The organism is Actinopolymorpha sp. B11F2 (genome assembly GCF_040195635.1).
GTDB lineage: Bacteria > Actinomycetota > Actinomycetes > Propionibacteriales > Actinopolymorphaceae > Thermasporomyces.
Map to the genome: position 1 here is coordinate 18503 of NZ_JBEFTX010000011.1, position 15250 is coordinate 33752.

The 15250-nt window shown below is 69.9% G+C and carries 15 protein-coding genes; 8 read left to right on the top strand and 7 right to left on the bottom strand.

Annotated elements, in window-relative coordinates; translation table 11 throughout:
- Window position 1 precedes the first annotated feature (1 nt).
- Window positions 2-670, bottom strand: coding sequence for a maleylpyruvate isomerase family mycothiol-dependent enzyme (locus ABN034_RS19875; protein ID WP_349692487.1), 669 nt, complete (start codon window positions 668-670; stop codon window positions 2-4).
- A gap of 105 nt (window positions 671-775) precedes the next feature.
- Entirely contained in the window at window positions 776-1198 is a 423-nt protein-coding gene (locus ABN034_RS19880; RefSeq protein WP_349328270.1) for a DUF3224 domain-containing protein, read from the bottom strand.
- 337 nt (window positions 1199-1535) lie between these two features.
- On the opposite strand from ABN034_RS19880, the gene ABN034_RS19885 reads away from it, so the two are divergent.
- On the top strand, window positions 1536-2669 hold the full coding sequence (locus ABN034_RS19885) for a helix-turn-helix transcriptional regulator (protein ID WP_349692488.1): 1134 nt from the start codon (window positions 1536-1538) through the stop codon (window positions 2667-2669).
- Window positions 2670-2836: 167 nt separating this feature from the next.
- Here the strand turns inward: ABN034_RS19885 and ABN034_RS19890 are convergent, their stop codons facing one another.
- The gene (locus ABN034_RS19890; RefSeq protein ID WP_502879064.1) at window positions 2837-4006 is read right to left on the bottom strand and encodes a pyridoxal phosphate-dependent aminotransferase; all 1170 of its coding nucleotides are present in this window, start codon (window positions 4004-4006) and stop codon (window positions 2837-2839) included.
- 282 nt (window positions 4007-4288) lie between these two features.
- Here ABN034_RS19890 and ABN034_RS19895 point away from each other — a divergent pair, with 282 nt between their 5' ends.
- The 6 genes from ABN034_RS19895 (at window position 4289) to ABN034_RS19920 (ending at window position 9682) form a co-directional block, all read left to right on the top strand.
- On the top strand, window positions 4289-4834 hold the full coding sequence (locus tag ABN034_RS19895; protein WP_349692489.1) for a hypothetical protein: 546 nt from the start codon (window positions 4289-4291) through the stop codon (window positions 4832-4834).
- Between the two features lie 85 nt (window positions 4835-4919).
- Complete coding sequence (locus ABN034_RS19900; protein ID WP_349692490.1) at window positions 4920-5693, top strand: SDR family NAD(P)-dependent oxidoreductase; 774 nt, start codon at window positions 4920-4922, stop codon at window positions 5691-5693.
- A 287-nt stretch (window positions 5694-5980) separates the two neighbouring features.
- Window positions 5981-6880: a M23 family metallopeptidase gene (locus ABN034_RS19905; RefSeq protein WP_349692491.1), complete on the top strand. Its 900-nt coding sequence runs from the start codon at window positions 5981-5983 to the stop codon at window positions 6878-6880.
- A 356-nt stretch (window positions 6881-7236) separates the two neighbouring features.
- Window positions 7237-7764, top strand: a complete 528-nt coding sequence (pyrE, locus tag ABN034_RS19910; RefSeq protein ID WP_349692673.1) for an orotate phosphoribosyltransferase — start codon at window positions 7237-7239, stop codon at window positions 7762-7764.
- Window positions 7765-7922: 158 nt separating this feature from the next.
- Window positions 7923-8615 (top strand): hypothetical protein, encoded by a 693-nt coding sequence (locus ABN034_RS19915; RefSeq protein ID WP_349692492.1) that lies wholly within the window; start codon window positions 7923-7925, stop codon window positions 8613-8615.
- A 281-nt stretch (window positions 8616-8896) separates the two neighbouring features.
- Window positions 8897-9682: a LemA family protein gene (locus tag ABN034_RS19920; RefSeq protein ID WP_349692493.1), complete on the top strand. Its 786-nt coding sequence runs from the start codon at window positions 8897-8899 to the stop codon at window positions 9680-9682.
- Between the two features lie 150 nt (window positions 9683-9832).
- On the opposite strand, the gene ABN034_RS19925 is transcribed toward ABN034_RS19920, so the two are convergent.
- Window positions 9833-10531: a DedA family protein gene (locus ABN034_RS19925; RefSeq protein ID WP_349328277.1), complete on the bottom strand. Its 699-nt coding sequence runs from the start codon at window positions 10529-10531 to the stop codon at window positions 9833-9835.
- 87 nt (window positions 10532-10618) lie between these two features.
- Between ABN034_RS19925 and ABN034_RS19930 the strand changes: the two genes are divergently transcribed.
- Window positions 10619-11380, top strand: coding sequence for a TrmH family RNA methyltransferase (locus ABN034_RS19930; RefSeq protein WP_349692494.1), 762 nt, complete (start codon window positions 10619-10621; stop codon window positions 11378-11380).
- 78 nt (window positions 11381-11458) lie between these two features.
- Here ABN034_RS19930 and ABN034_RS19935 read toward each other — a convergent pair whose 3' ends face one another.
- From ABN034_RS19935 to ABN034_RS19945, 3 genes are all read right to left on the bottom strand, one after another.
- Window positions 11459-12199 carry an HAD-IIA family hydrolase gene (locus ABN034_RS19935; protein WP_349692674.1) on the bottom strand — a complete coding sequence of 247 codons (741 nt, stop codon included), beginning with the start codon at window positions 12197-12199 and terminating at the stop codon, window positions 11459-11461.
- A gap of 714 nt (window positions 12200-12913) precedes the next feature.
- Window positions 12914-13834 carry a ribosomal RNA small subunit methyltransferase A gene (locus ABN034_RS19940; RefSeq protein WP_349692495.1) on the bottom strand — a complete coding sequence of 307 codons (921 nt, stop codon included), beginning with the start codon at window positions 13832-13834 and terminating at the stop codon, window positions 12914-12916.
- 313 nt (window positions 13835-14147) lie between these two features.
- Window positions 14148-15191 (bottom strand): SIS domain-containing protein, encoded by a 1044-nt coding sequence (locus ABN034_RS19945; protein ID WP_349692496.1) that lies wholly within the window; start codon window positions 15189-15191, stop codon window positions 14148-14150.
- Window positions 15192-15250 lie beyond the last annotated feature (59 nt).

Consider the following 15250-nt stretch of genomic DNA (forward strand, 5'->3'; position numbering starts at 1 on the left):
CTCACTCCTCGAGCGGCGTGTCGCGGAACCCACCGAACATCGTCAGCGCATCAAGGTACGGCTCCGGATCGTCGCCGGACCAGTCGAGTTCCCGTGTCTGTGACCGGCTCCGCCGCCCGCCGACGATCCTCAGCAGGTCGAACGTCGACACCGTGAGGGTGGCACCGGGCTCGCCGACGCCGACCAGCCGGGGCTCACCGTCGACGACCAGCCGCACCGCCGGGCGGTTCGCCTCCCGAGCCTTACGCTCGATCTCCTGCAACGGGCGGACGAGAGCCTCCCGGAGAGCCTCGGCGTCGGGCACGCGGGACGCGCGGACCGCCTGCCGGACGTCCTGCTCGTGCGAGATGACCTCCGCGACGAGAACGCCACCCATCGGGCCGGCGAGGGCCTCGTCCGCGGTCGCCCGGTTCCGCTCCCATTCGGCGAGCGAGTCACCGATGGACTGGTGCCGGCGTTCGCGGACGGTGCGTTCGCCGAAGTCGTCTCCCTCGTCGACCGCGAACCTGCCGGCGAGGAAGTCGCCGAGGCACCCGGCGAGGTGCGCCACCAGGTCGCCGATCGTCCAACCCGGGCATGCGCCGACGGGGGTGGTGGGGTCAGCGTCTCGCACGAGGCCGGCGATCCGTGCGCGGCTGGCGTCGTAATGTGCGGCATTGTCCGTCGTCATCGCCTTCTCCTCGGCTCGGATCGACCCTCGCCGGCGGGGAGAGCCTCCCTCGACCGTGTCATCAGAGCGGATGTCATCCGTACCTGTGCTCATCCGTACCTGTGCTCATCCGGCGAAGGTGTACGCGAACGTGTAGGGCGTGCTCTGGTCGCCATGGGTGCTGGTGAAGCCGCCCACGCCGGAGATGCCGGCAAGCTCTCCGGTGCCGGAGTCGGTGACCACGGTCCACCGGCCGCCGACATTCGCGCCGTCGAACTCGCCGACGTGCCGAAGGACGAAGGTTCCCGTGCGGCCGGCGACGGTCCCGGTCACCTGCTCGTAGCCGGCGTAGGTCCCGGAACCCCAGCCCTCACCCTGGCCGGAGTAATACATCACGTAGTCGGACTCGCTGGTGCCCTCGATGACGCCCTCGAACGTGCTGGTCGTGTACGCATGGGCCAGGCGCGGCCCGGACCGGGCCTCGTCGGGCTGCTTCTCCTCCCAGCTGGTGGTGGTGAACCTGCCGGTACCGCTCGGCTGCGTCGTCATGGTGCGTACTCCGTTCCTCGTCATCTGTCTGCTGGTCCCGTCGGGACGCCGGCACGTGGGCGCTTCGGGCCCCGAGGGTTAGGCTCAGCCTCGCCGGTATACCTGTCAGTTCTTGTCAGATACCAGGGACGAAACTGTGGTTGATCCGGCGGTCAGGCACCCGGTCAGCGGGCCAGCCAGGCGGTGGGGGTTCAGCCAAGCCGTCAGGGTTCAGCCAGGCCCTCGGGGTTCAGGCGGCAAGGCTTCGGCCGGCGAGCCGGGCAGCGGTCAGACAGAGGGTCGCCCCGTCAGACAGAAGTCAACGTCACCGGCGATCTGATCCGGAGGGAGCAACGCGATGAGAGCGAGCCGGTTACTCTCCGTCCTGCTGCTGCTCCAGGGTCGCGGGCGGATGACAGCGCGTGAGCTGGCGAACGAGCTGGATGTGTCCGTCCGTACCGTCTACCGCGACGTCGAGTCCCTGTCCGCCGCGGGCGTCCCGGTGTACGCCGACCGCGGTCCGGCTGGCGGCTACCAACTGCTCGACGGCTACCGCACCCGGCTGACCGGACTCACCGGTGACGAGGCGGAGTCGCTGTTCGTGGCGGGGATCCCGGAGCCGGCCGCCGCGGAACTCGGCCTCGGCAGCGTCCTGGCGGCGGCCCAGCTCAAGATCATGGCCGCCCTGCCGCCGGAGCTGCGGACCCGCGCGGGTCGGATCCGCGAGCGGGTGCACCTCGACGCACCCGGATGGTTCCACGAGGTGGAGCGCCCCCGGCACCTCACCGGTGTGGCCGATGCGGTGTGGAACCAGCGGGTGATCGAGATCCGGTACGTACGCGCGGGATCGGCGCGCAGGGAGGTGTCCCGCACCCTCGAACCGCATGGTCTGGTCCTCAAGACCGGCGTGTGGTACCTCGCGGCCCGGCCCCACACCGCGCCGCTGGAGGAGGGGACCTCTCATCCACACGCACCGGCGCAGGGCACCCCCGCCCCGAACCCATCGGCGCAGGAGACCCCTCACGCGAACCCATTGGCGCAGGAGACCCCTCCCGCAGCTCGGCAGCCCAACCCGCCCGCTCGTGCCGCCGCGGCCATGCGTACGTACCGGATCTCGCGGATCGTCGCGCTCACCACCCGCGACGAGCACTTCGAGCGGGTGGACGACTTCGACCTCGCCGCGTACTGGCAGGACTGGTCGGACCAGTACCGCGAGCGGCTCTACCGGGGCGAGGCGGTCGTCCGGTTCTCGGAGCGTGGCCTGTTCCTGCTCGGCTACTACCTGGGCCCGGTGGCGGCACGGGCGGCGCGGGCGAATGCCGGACCGCCCGACGCCGAGGGATGGGTACGCACGGTGATCCCGATCGAGTCGCTCACCCACGCGCGACATGAGCTGCTGCAGTTCGGCATCGACGCCGAGGTCCTCGAGCCGGTCGAGCTGCGTACCCTCCTCGCCGAAACCGCCCAAGCAGTCGCCCGCCTCTACGCCTGATCCGATACCCGACCCGCCGGCAGCCGAGGGGTGGCGGGGAGCTGAAGGTTGTCCGTGAACTTGTCGGAGATATCTCGCCTTCCATGACGAGATACCTCCGACAAGGTCACGGACAACCTGCGCACGGGACTTTGCGCAACGGGGCAGTGCGCGGGATGCGGGAACCGCTAGCGCCGCAGACCGCGACCGAGGCGATCGACGGCCTCGACCAGTACCTCGTCCCGTTTGCAGAACGCCCACCGCACCAGGGGACGCCCGGCGGACTTGTCGTCGTAGAACACCTCGTGCGGGATCGCCACCACCCCGCACCGCTCGGGCAACATCCGGCAGAACTCGACCCCGTCGTCGTACCCGAACGACCGTACGTCGGTGGTCACGAAATATGTGCCCTGCGGTACGAACACCTCGAACCCCACCTCGGCCAGCCCAGCGCAAAGCAGGTTTCGCTTTGCCTGCAAGGAGTCTCGCAGTTCGACATAGTACGAATCGTCCAGCGCCAAGGCCGTCGCCACCGCCGGCTGGAACGGCCCACCCGACACGTAGGTGAGGAACTGCTTCGCCGTCTTGACCGCATCCACCAGCTCGGGCGTCGCGCACACCCAACCGATCTTCCATCCGGTGACGGCGAACGTCTTGCCCGCACTGGAGATCGTGACCGTCCGCTCGCGCATGCCAGGGTACGAAGCGAGCGGGACATGCGGAGCACCGTCGTACGCCAGATGTTCGTAGACCTCGTCGGTGATCACCAGCAGGTCGCGCTCACACGCCAGGGCCGCCACCGCCGAGAGCTCGTCCGGCGTGAGCACCGTGCCGGTCGGGTTGTGCGGCGTGTTGACGAGCAGCACCTTGGTCCGCGGGCCGACCGCCGCCCGCAGGGCGTCCAGGTCGAGCCGGAACTCCGGCGGCCGCAGCGTCACCGGCACCCGCTGCCCGCCGGCCATCGCGATGCAGGCGGCGTAGGAGTCGTAGTACGGCTCCATCGCGACGACCTCGTCACCCGGTTCGACGAGCGCCAGCAGCGCGGCCGCGATCGCCTCGGTCGCCCCAGCGGTGATGAGGACCTCGGTGTCCGGGTCGTACGACAGGTCGTAGAAACGATCCTGGTGATCGGTGACCGCCGTGCGGAGTGCGGGAATGCCGATGCCCGGCGGGTACTGGTTGTGCTGGCCCGACCGGATCGCCCCGACCGCCGCCTCCAGCATCGACGACGGCCCGTCGGTGTCGGGGAACCCCTGGCCGAGATTGATCGCGCCGGTACGTACGGCAAGAGCGGACATCTCAGCGAATATCGTCGTACCGAGGCCGTGCAGCCGGGCAGCCATGCGTGGATGGGTCACGTTCGCTCAGCCTAGGCTGTGTACGTAGCGGACGCGGTGCCGCGGCCGGGGCCGACCAGCGCCGGGCGGTCGGCGCGTCCGAGGTTGGCCGCCGCCGCACCTACCCGATGATGGCAAGGTTGCCCTGCACAGTGAGTGGATCAAGGGTGGATCGAGACCGGCGCGGACGTACGGCGGCGGAGCACATGCCCAGGAGGACATCATGAGCGAGTGGAGCGAGCGCCCCGGTGAGCGCGGCGCCCACCGGGCCTCATGCGGGTTCGCGGTGAAGCGAGGACGCGCATGAGTGAGTCGAAGCCACCGGAGGAGCAGCCGGAGCGCCGGGATCCGACGCCCCCGCCGCCGATGCCGTCCTGGCCGGTCAGCGAGAAGGATGCGGCGGCCAGTCCCGTCACCAAGCCGCGGGAGATCAGGATCGCCGTCATCCTGATGTACGTCGGTGCCGCGCTGTCCGTCGCCTCGCTCCTGTCGCTGTTCAGCTCAGGGACGCGACAGCAGATCCGCAGCGAGGCGGAGAAGGCGGTCGAACGGCAGAAGGGCACGCCCGAACAGGCCGAGGCGCTGGCCAACAACACGTTCACGTTCATCATCGTGCTCGGCATCATCATGATCGCGCTCTGGGTCTTCCTCGCGCTGATGAACGACCGGGGCAAGAACTGGGCGCGCCTGACCGCCAGCATCCTCGCCGTGGCCAACGTGTTCTTCAACCTGCAGGGGCTGTCCTTCGTCGGCTTGGCACTGGTCGTCGTCGGTATCGCGGCCGTCGTCCTGCTCTGGCTGCCGGCGTCCCGACCATGGTTCGACGGCTCCCGGAAGGTGTCGGCGTAGACGGTCAGGCGGTGCCGGTGAGTCGAGCGGACAACCCGCAGGGCAGGCGGCTCCTCCTGGAACTGGCCATCTAGGCTGCCTCGTCATGCCGACTGCCCTGATCACCGGACCCACCTCAGGTATCGGCCGAGCCTACGCAGAGGCCCTCGCCCGCCGCGGCTACGACCTCGTGCTGGTGGCTCGCGACGTCGCCCGGCTCGGCTCCGTCGCCGAGACGCTCAGCACCGCACACGGGATCAGCTGCGAGATCCTGCCCGCCGACCTCGCCGAGGCCACTGCTCTGCGTACCGTCGAGGAGCGCCTGTCCACTGGCGAGCCCGCCGTCGACCTGCTCGTCAACAATGCCGGCTTCACCCTCGCCAGCACCATCGTCGCCGGCCCGGTCGAAGACGAGGAGCGGCTGCTCGACGTCCACGTCCGGGCCGTGCTGCGGCTCACGATGGCGGCACTTCCGGGAATGGTCGAGCGGCGGACCGGCGCGGTGGTCAACATCTCCAGCATCGCCAGCTTCGTGCCGTACGGCACCTACGGCGCGGTGAAAGCGTGGGTGACGAGCTTCAGTGAAGGGCTCGCGGCTGAGCTCGTCGGCACCGGCGTCCGGGTGCTTGCGGTGTGTCCGGGCTACGTCCGTACGGAGTTCCATGACCGCTCCGGCGTGCGGGTGCACGGCCTGCCCAACTGGATGTGGCTCCAGCCGGAGGAGATCGTGGAGCCGACGCTGCGGCACCTGGAGGCTGGGCGTACGTCACCGGTGCTGATCCCGACGCTGCGCTACCGGGTGCTGGCGACGGCGAGCCGCCACAGCCCGCGGGTCCTGGTACGCCGGTTCGCTCGTGCACTGCGGATGCGCCGCCGGTAGAACCGCCCGGTGGGTGCGGCAGGCGGAGGCGGCGGGCGGAGGCGGCGGGCGGAGGCGGCGGGCGGAGGCGGCGGGCGGAGGCGGCGGGAACCCGCACGGGAACGCCGCCCGTACGAACCACAGAGGCGCGCGACACGTAGGAGCCTGTGAGAGGTGGGTGGCGAGAACCGTCCGGCAAGGTCGGGCGCGAAGACCGCCAGGGCGTGCTGCGGGAACGGGAAGCGCCACCTGGGTCGTTCCATCCATGATCATGGAAGGAAACTGGGCTATGGAGCCACGAATCCTTCATGATCACGAACATGATCATGGGCAGGCGCGAGTGGGAGCGGGGCTGGGGCGTGATGGGCGAACGCAGGCGGGACGCCCCGCACGATCGGCCGCCGGCTTTCAGACAAACCCATTACGCACCACCCAGGCAGAACCAGTACGACGCCGCAGGACCCAACGCCGTCACACAGCAACACCAGGTCGCACGGCAACGCCAGGTCGCACCGCAACGCCAGGTCGCGCGGGAATACCGGGGCGACGGCGTGCGCCAGTATGAGGGTCGAGCCATCTGGCAGGACCGGCGGAGCAGTGCGACCCGGCAGGGCCGGCGCGGGGCCGCGCTCGCGAGCGTTCTCGCAGTCCTCACCGGGATCGTCGCTTTCGCCTGGGCAGCTGATCGTTGGTTCGGTGTGAGTGGCGCCTTCGGGCCGATCCCCGGTCTGAGCGTCGACGAGCCGGGGCCCCGGCCGGGTTTCGCCCTCCCGTTCGCCTGCGGCCAGCGGTGGCGGCTCAGCACCTATCGCGGGCACAATCCCGACGACGCGAAGATCGACATGTTCCGCATGGACGGGACCACCCGGGGCGCCGTTGTCCGCGCCTCCGCCGCCGGCGAGGTGCGCCAGCTGGTCCGCCCGGGCGGAGTGAAGATCGACCATGGCGGCCGGTGGTACACGCTGTACCTGCACATGGACGACATCTCCGTCAGCCCCGGCGACGAGGTGAGCCGGGGGCAGCCGATCGGGCGAGTGGGTGCGGTGGGCACGCAGGCCGCACACCTGCACTACGAACAACTCTTCGACGAGAACGGCGACGGCAACGCGCGTCCGCCCGAGATCGTCCCGCCCGTCATCCAGGGCGCGGCTCGCCGACTCTCACCCGACGGACCGTTCCCGGTCGTACGCAGCACCAACGGCTGCTGACCACGCGGGCCATCACCCGTCTCGCACCGCACCGACGCGTCCCCCGGCACAGCTGCACTCGCACGACTCCCGGACGCCGCCGGGCCGCTCACCTGGCTCGCGCTGCGACGGCGGGCGACCATGATCATGCGCGGGAAGTCGGGGCGTTCTGCGGCAGAAAACACCCGAGACGCCGCGCATGATCATGGACGAGGCCCCGCGGCCCTCTAAGCTTCCTGGTCGTGTCCACTGCGCCCCGCCCCCACGCTTCCGAAGCCGTCCCTCACCACCCCGGCACCGGGTCCCCTCCTGGTACCGACCCCGACCAGCGCGCACCCGGCTCAGATCCCGACGGTGACCGCGACCGGCTCCTCGCACTGATCAAGGCACGCGCGATCGTCCACGAGCGGGTGGTCCTGTCCTCCGGTCGTACTGCCGACTACTACGTCGACCTCCGCCGGATCACCCTTGACGGCGCCGCCGCCCCGCTCGTCGGCCGGCAGATGCGCCACCTCACCGATGACCTCGACTATGACGCGGTAGGGGGCCTCACCCTGGGCGCGGACCCGGTGGCCACCGCCATGCTGCACGCCGCCGCAGCCGAGGATGGTCGGCTCGACGCATTCGTCGTACGCAAGTCCGAGAAGCAGCACGGCCTTCAGCGCCGGATCGAAGGCCCCGACGTCACCGGGCGGCGCGTCCTCGCGGTCGAGGACACGTCCACGACCGGCAACTCCGTCCTCACCGCCGTCGAGGCACTCCGAGAGGCCGGCGCCGAGGTGGTCGCGGTCGCCGTCATCGTCGACCGCGACACCGGCGCGCGCCAGCGGGTCGAGGAGGCCGGACTCGAGTACCGGTACCTCTATGGCCTCACCGACCTCGGCCTGGCCACCGACCGACGCTGACCACCCGCCTGCACGACCGGCCCACCAGCACCAACCGGCCCACCAGCACCGACCGGCCCACCAGCACCGACCGGCCCACCAGCACTGACCGGCCCACCAGCACTGACCGGCTCACCAGCGCGGATCGGCGATCGCCGGAACCGCAACGGGAGGCCCGCATGCAGATCGAGTCCGCCCTCATCGTCGTGCTGTTCGCCGCCGTTGCCGGCATCTTCTGGTACCTGTGCTGGAAGGCCGACCAGGAGCGCATGAGGGCCATGCAGAAGCTCGCCTCCGACCACGGCTGGACCTGGTACGAAGAGGACTCGCGGTTCGTCCGCGACGACAGCGGCACGCCGTTCGGGCAGGGCCGGTCGCGTCGGGCGGAGAACGTCCTCGTCGGCACCCATCGTGGCCGGCAGATCGTGGCGTACGACTACGAATACAAAACCGACTCAGGCAGCGGCAACAACCGGAGCACCAAGACCCACGAGTACGCCATCTGGCTGGTGACGCTGCCGCATCGGCTCCCCGACCTCGAGGTACGGCCGGAAGGCATCTTCGGCGGCCGCGTCGCCGGCGCGCTCGGGTTCGGCGACCTGGAGCTGGAGAGTGAGGCATTCAACCAGGCGTACCGGGTCGACTGCGACGACAACCGTTACGGCACGGCCATGCTCCATCCCAGGATGATGGAGCTCCTGCTCGCCGCTGCCGCGTCAGGCGGGGTCAGCTGGCGGATCGAGAGCGACGTCCTGGTCTGCTGGGAGCAGGATCGCGCCGATCCGGCGTCGATCGTGGCGCGCCTCGACCTGCTCGCCGACATCATCGAGCTGGTGCCCTCCTTCGTGTGGAAGGACTTCGGCTCCACCTGACCGGGCGCGGGTCCCTGGGGGCGTCGATCCCCTGCGACGCGGGTCCCTGGGGCGTCGATCCCTGGGGCGTCGATCCCTGGGGCGTCGATCCCTGGGGCGTCGATCCCTGGGGCGTCGATCCCTGGGGCGTCGATGCCTGGGGCGGGTCCCTGGGGCGTCGATCCCTGGGGCGGGTCCCTGGGGCGGGTCCCTGGGGCCGCGGGTCGGCAGGGGTGATGGCCTCGCGCGAGTGTGAGGGGCGGCGCTCGAAGCCGGACGCGCGAGGTCGACGCTCCATGGGAATGAACGGAACACAGCGTGACCGCACCACTGCCCGTACGCCACAGAACGTCCGCCAGCGGGCACTAGTATCCGCAGGTGCCAGCCAGTCGAGCAGCAGAGGATTCCTCGTGATCTGGATCATCGTCGCCGTCGCAGTGGTCGGGTTGCTCGTGATCAGCGGCATCGTTTCGTACAACCGCTTCATCAGCCAACGCAACCTCGTCCAGGAGTCGTGGCGACAGGTCGACGTCGAGCTGCACCGGCGCTACGACCTCGTTCCCAACCTCGTCGAGACCGTGAAGGCCTACGCCGCCCACGAGCGAGGGATCTTCGAGGAAGTGGCCCGGCTCCGCAATGCCGCCATCGCCGGGGATGCCGGTCTCGTCGACCGGGCCCAGCAGGAGTCGGCGCTGTCGGGCGCGTTGCGCCAACTGTTCGCCGTGGTCGAGAACTATCCGGTGCTCAAGGCCGACCAGAACTTCCTCGGCCTCCAGCAGCAGCTCGCCGAAACCGAGGACCGCATCGCGGCCGGCCGGCGGTTCTACAACGCCAACGTGCGGGGCTACAACACCCGGGTCGAGGCATTCCCGTCCAGCCTCGTCGCGGCGCAGTTCCGGTTCGCGAAGGCGGAGTACTTCGAGGTCGAGGAGGCACAGGTCCGAGCGGCACCCGCGATCGACTTCGGCGGCTCCGGGGGTGCGGCGGGGTCTGGCCAGACGGCCGTACCCGGAGCGCCGGGAACGACGCCGCCCCAGATGGGCCCGGGTCCCGGCTCCGGCGCCACACCAGGCGGCCAACCCACGTAGCCGGCGGCCAACCCACGTAGCCGGCGGCCAACCCTCGCAGCCCGGCGGGAATCCTCGCAGCCAGGCGGGAATCCTCGCAGCCAGGCGGCCAACCCTCGTCACGTACGGAGCGTACGGGGCGTACGGGAGCCAACCGCACCGACGAAGGCCTCAGCGGCGGTCGTGGAGCGAGGATGCCGGAGCCTCGCCGCTCTCCGATTTCGCGTTCTCTCGCCGGTTGTGGCTCCACGCCCGGAGGAACTCGACCCCGATCGGGATCACCGACACGAACACGATCAGGATCAGCATCGCCTCGATGTTGTCTCGTACGAACGCGATCTGGCCCAGGAAGTACCCGAGCACCGTCACCCCGGCCCCCCACAGGATCCCGCCCACCGTGGTGTAGATGGCGTACCTGCGGAAGTCCATCCGGCCCACGCCGGCAATGACAGTGATGAAGGTCCGCACGATGGGAACGAATCGCGCCAACACGATCGCCCGGGCGCCGTAGCGCTCGAAGAACGCGTGCGTCTTGTCGACGTACTCCCTCTTGAACAGTCGCGAGTCGGGCCGGTTGAAGATCGCCGGACCCGCGCGGTAGCCGATGCCGTAGCCGACCAGGTTGCCGGCGCAGGCGGAGATGACGATCAGGACGCACACCAGCCACAACGGTGCATCGATCGAGCCGGTGGCGACCAGCAGGCCCGCCGTGAACAGCAGGGAGTCACCGGGAAGGAAGAAGCCGATCAGCAGTCCGCACTCGGCGAACACGATGATCAGGACGCCGATCAGGGCGTAGGGCCCCAGCGAGTCGAGGATGTGTTGGGCATCGAGCCAGTCAGGGAGCAGGGCGAGATTCGTCGTCGACACCTGGCGAGCCTATCGGTGGCGCCTGTCCGGAGCCGCCCGCTCGGGGCATCTCGCCGCGTCGCGGCAGCCCTGGTCCAGGATGGGCAGGTGAGCTGTGAACACGACCCCGCTGCCGACGGCGGAGGACCGGCGGAGGCCCGTTCCATGATCATGAAGCCGTACGGGGCCATGGAGCCTCCCAGCCTTCATGATCACGATCATGATCACGGGGCTCAGCCGGGTGTGGAGGACGACCTCCGCCTCGAGGTGGGTGTGGGACCGTGGCAGGGGGAGCGGCCGAGTGACCCGCGCTACGACCCCGACCTGCTCACCCAGGGCGATCGGCGCAACGTCGTCGACCGGTACCGCTACTGGCGTCGGGAGGCCGTGGTCGCCGACCTCGACGCGCGCCGGCACGACTTCCACGTCGCGATCGAGAACTGGCAGCACGACCTCAACATCGGCTCGGTCGTACGTACGGCCAACGCATTCCTGGCGCGGGAAGTGCACATCGTGGGGCGGCGGCGGTGGAACCGCCGGGGAGCGATGGTGACCGATCGTTACCAGCATGTCCGCCACCACCCCGACCCGGCCACGCTGGCAGCCTGGGCGCACGCGCAGGACCTGAGCGTCCTGGGTGTCGACAACCTGCCGGGCGCTGTGCCGCTGGAGACGTACGACCTGCCGCGCGCCTCCGTCCTGCTCTTCGGCCAGGAAGGCCCAGGTCTCTCGCCCGATGCCCGGGCTGCCTGCGACGCCGTACTCTCCATCGCGCAGTACGGCTCGACCCGGTCCATCAACGCCGGTGCCGCAGCGGCGATCGCGATGCACGCATGGATCCGGCGTCATGCGTTCGACCAGAAACCGTGATCATGATCGTGATCGTGAAGGTTTCCGGCGTATGGGCGACTTCTCCTTCATGATCATGGAAGACGGAAGAGCCCGACGCTAGATCTCGTCGAGCAGGTCGGCGACGGAGTCGACCACCCGCGAGGGGCGGTACGGAAAGCGCTCGATCTCCTCGCGCCGCGTCACCCCGCTGAGGACGAGCACGGTACGCAGGCCCGCCTCGACCCCCGAGATGACGTCGGTGTCCATCCGGTCACCGATCATCGCCGTCGTCTCCGAGTGCGCCTCGAGCCGGTTGAGCGCGCTGCGCATCATCAGCGGGTTGGGCTTGCCGACGAAGTACGGATCGGCACCGGTGGCCTTCGTCATGAGTGCCGCCACCGCGCCGCAGGCCGGCAGCACGCCGGCCGGTGACGGTCCCACCGGGTCGGGGTTGGTGGCGATGAACCGCGCTCCATCCTTGATCAGCCGGATGGCCGTCGTGATGGTCGAGAAACTGTAGGTCCGGGTCTCGCCGAGCACGACGTAGTCGGGGTTGCGATCGGTCAGCACGTAGCCGATCCCGTGCAGGGCGGTGGTGAGTCCCGCCTCGCCGATGACGAACGCCGTACCTCCCGGCGACTGGTCCTCGAGAAACCTCGCTGTCGCCAGCGCGGAGGTCCAGATCGCCTCTTCGGGAACGTCCAAACCAGCCGTGCTCAGCCGGGCGCGCAGATCGCGCGGGGTGTAGATGGAGTTGTTGGTGAGGACCAGAAACTTCTTGTCCGACTCCCGTAGCCGCCGGACGAACTCGGCGGCGCCGGGGACCGGTTGACCCTCGTGGACGAGTACGCCGTCCATGTCGGCCAGCCAGCACTCGATCGCCCTGCGTTCCGACACCCGCCAACCTCCGTACCGTGGCCGCGCCGCGCAGTGTCAACTCGGCAACCACCGTGCCGCACAACGCCCAGGGCTGCCACCGTAGCCGTTCGCCTCGGCCGGCACCCTGGCGGCGCCGTACGCCAGCGGCGGCGGCGCCAACCTCAGCGGCTGGCACGAGCGGATCCGCCTCCGAATTCGCTCGTGCCAGCCCACCGGGCCGGCGGACGTCCCCCGAGTGTCGACCAGGCGGGCCGGAAAGCTGACGCGGCAACCAACCTCGCGATCAGCGGTCACCCCCCTCCTGCGACCGCTGACCCGTGAGGTCGTGCCGGGTGCATTCCGGCGCCGTGGACGCCTGGCGCACATGCCCGCCGCTCTACCCGGGTACTGCGACCGTCGGTGGAACGCCAAGGGCGCAAGGGTGTTTCGGGCCGAGGAAAGCCCGCCTTGACACCCACCTCTGGACGCAGCCGGGTGGCTGTGGTTCACCGGCCCGCCGGGACGGACCGTTGCAGGGATGAGACTAACGCGCACAGTAGTCATATCGAAACCCAGGGTGTCTGAATTCTTCGACAGCAGCCCGGCGGGCCCGCGAAGCCTCGATCGGCCAGAACGCACCAGCGGCGCGAATCCTCCATGGCGGCGGCGACTACCCGCAGGCCGCGGCCGCGCGGGCCTGCGGGTAGTCGGATGTCACCACCTCCGCCGGGCGTTCAAGGAAGGTCCCCGCTCGAGGGACCGTGGAAGCGGCGGGTTCGGCAGAGTCGGGTCGGCGGCGATACGGCGGGCGACGTCGGCCCACTGTGCAACGTCGATCTGCCCCGCCGCGGCCGTCGGCGGGAGCGAGGCGAGGGAGAGCAGACCGTTCACCCGCTTCTTCGGGACGACCGTGGCCAGGACCTCCCGGGTCGTACGACGAGGCTCCCTGTAGGCGGCCGCCAGCACACCGTGCAAGGCGCCGGCGACCGGTCGTCGCGCCATGCCCGGCCGCCTGCGTACCTCGAGATGCGCGCCGTCCACCGCCGGCGCGGGTGAGAAGGCCGCCGTCGGGACCTTGCGGACGATCCGGAGCTCGAACCGCCCACCCCACCAGGCCGTCTCGAGATCACGCGGAATCCGCCTGGTCATGCGCTTCGCGAACCCCCACTCCACCACCAGGTCCGCCGCGTCGATGGCGGTCTGAGCGGGATCGAGAAGTCGGCGGAACAAGCCGGTCGACAGTGCGTACGGGATCGAGGCCACCACCTGGAAGGCCTTCCTGGGAAGGGGGACCACCCGCAGGTCCGCTTCGACGACGCGGACGTTCGGGCAGTCGCCGAATCTCTTGTGGAGGCGGGCCACGAAGCCGGCCTCGCGTTCGATGGCGAGCACCCGGGCTCCCGTCTCGGCCAACGGAGCGGTGAGCGTGCCCGGGCCGGCGCCGAGGTCGAGCACCAGGTGGTCGGGACCCAACGCCGCCGATGACACCACGCCATCGATGATCGAGCCCGAACGCAGCAGATGGATACCGTGCCAGTTGCCGCCACGCGAACCCGCGTGTCGGCGGGCGCCGGTGGTGCGACTACTCGGCGGGACCCGGTGGGAGCGGCCGGTGTGGTAGGGGCGGGCAGGCATGAAGGCCTCCACGAGTGGCATGCGGACAGGGCATGAAAAGCCCCACCGAGATCACTCGGGAAGGTCGTACGGCTGCACTGCTCAATGGTTCAGGGGATGTGCGTCAGTCGCGGCGCTCAGCGCGGCGGAGGAATATCACGCACTCCGCGCGGCGTCCTGGACGGCAGCGCGGAAGCAGGGTCCGGTCAGACCCTCACCGGGCGTCGGTGAGGCGTTCTGACCGCAGACGAATGAAGAAAGCGCACATCACGCTTTATCGTAACCGGCCCGCGCGTCAGGATCCCCACACCCCAAGCCACCGCGAAGAGGAACGTCAGGTGGCGTCGGTCTGGGTGATCTTGGACAGGCCACGCGGCGAGTCAGGATCGAGCCCGAGCTGGCGGGCGAGCGCCTCGACGATGAGCTGCCCGGGTACGACGGTGGCGAGCGGGGCCACCGGCTCCGGCAGGTCCGGCCCGGGTACCCACAGCGCGCAGGACTCGGCGAAGGCCGCGTTCCCGCCGATCCCGATGGTGCGGGCCCCACGCTCCCGCAGGTCGACGGCGACCTCGGTGAGCCCGCCCACGACCGGACCGTCAGGTGCCGCCACCACGATCGCGGCCACATCCGCGTCGACGACCGCGATCGGGCCGTGCCGGAGGTCGGCGTACGACAGTCCACGCACCGGCCGCAGGCAGGTCTCCTCCAGTTTGAGCGCGACCTCGAGCGCGGTGCCGAAGAGCAGGCCGCGACCGGAGACCAACGTCTCCGCGGACGAGACCAGCGACTTGGCGGCCTCGTCGACGCCGGTACGCAGCTCGACCAGTCGGGCCATCTCGTCCGGCACTCGTGCCAGATGTGCGTCGAGCTCCGTGGGATCGGGCGCGAGCGCGGTCGCGAGCACCGCCATCGCGGCGAGCTGCGTCGTGTAGGTCTTGGTCGCCGGGACGGCGCGTTCCTCGCCGGCGTGTGTCTCGAGGGTCAGGTCTGCAGCTCGCCCGAGAGCACTTCCACCCTCGTTCGTCACCGCCACGGTCCGGGCGCCGCGGGAGGTCGCCCATTCCAGGGTCTCGACGATCTCCCGGGTCTCGCCCGACTGGGAGACGCACACGACGAGGGCGTCGGTGAGGTCGACCTCGGCGTGGTAGTGGGTGGCGACACTCGGCGCCGCGAGGCCGGCCATCCGGTGGGCGTGGATCTCGACGAGGTACCGCCCGTAGACACAGGCGTTGTCCGACGAACCACGCGCGACGAACAGGATGTGCCGCGTTCCCGCGGCGAGCCGGGCCAGGTCGTGCCGAAGCGGACGCAGGACGTCCAGGGTCCGCGCGACGGCGTCCGGCTGCTCGCCGATCTCCCGGGCCATCTGGGTGGTCATACAGCGCCTTTCGAGTGGGTCCGGCATCCCTCGCGTGACAAGATGCGTCCGTACATGCC

What these genes read in the sequence shown, in the direction of transcription:
- ABN034_RS19875 (WP_349692487.1), bottom strand. Translation starts at nt 670, where the DNA reads ATGACGACGGACAATGCCGCACATTACGACGCCAGCCGCGCACGGATC.
- ABN034_RS19880 (WP_349328270.1), bottom strand. Translation starts at nt 1,198, where the DNA reads ATGACGACGCAGCCGAGCGGTACCGGCAGGTTCACCACCACCAGCTGG.
- ABN034_RS19885 (WP_349692488.1), top strand. Translation starts at nt 1,536, where the DNA reads ATGAGAGCGAGCCGGTTACTCTCCGTCCTGCTGCTGCTCCAGGGTCGC.
- ABN034_RS19895 (WP_349692489.1), top strand. Translation starts at nt 4,289, where the DNA reads ATGAGTGAGTCGAAGCCACCGGAGGAGCAGCCGGAGCGCCGGGATCCG.
- ABN034_RS19900 (WP_349692490.1), top strand. Translation starts at nt 4,920, where the DNA reads ATGCCGACTGCCCTGATCACCGGACCCACCTCAGGTATCGGCCGAGCC.
- ABN034_RS19905 (WP_349692491.1), top strand. Translation starts at nt 5,981, where the DNA reads ATGATCACGAACATGATCATGGGCAGGCGCGAGTGGGAGCGGGGCTGG.
- ABN034_RS19915 (WP_349692492.1), top strand. Translation starts at nt 7,923, where the DNA reads ATGCAGATCGAGTCCGCCCTCATCGTCGTGCTGTTCGCCGCCGTTGCC.
- ABN034_RS19920 (WP_349692493.1), top strand. Translation starts at nt 8,897, where the DNA reads ATGAACGGAACACAGCGTGACCGCACCACTGCCCGTACGCCACAGAAC.
- ABN034_RS19935 (WP_349692674.1), bottom strand. Translation starts at nt 12,199, where the DNA reads ATGGACGGCGTACTCGTCCACGAGGGTCAACCGGTCCCCGGCGCCGCC.
- ABN034_RS19940 (WP_349692495.1), bottom strand. Translation starts at nt 13,834, where the DNA reads ATGCCTGCCCGCCCCTACCACACCGGCCGCTCCCACCGGGTCCCGCCG.
- ABN034_RS19945 (WP_349692496.1), bottom strand. Translation starts at nt 15,191, where the DNA reads ATGACCACCCAGATGGCCCGGGAGATCGGCGAGCAGCCGGACGCCGTC.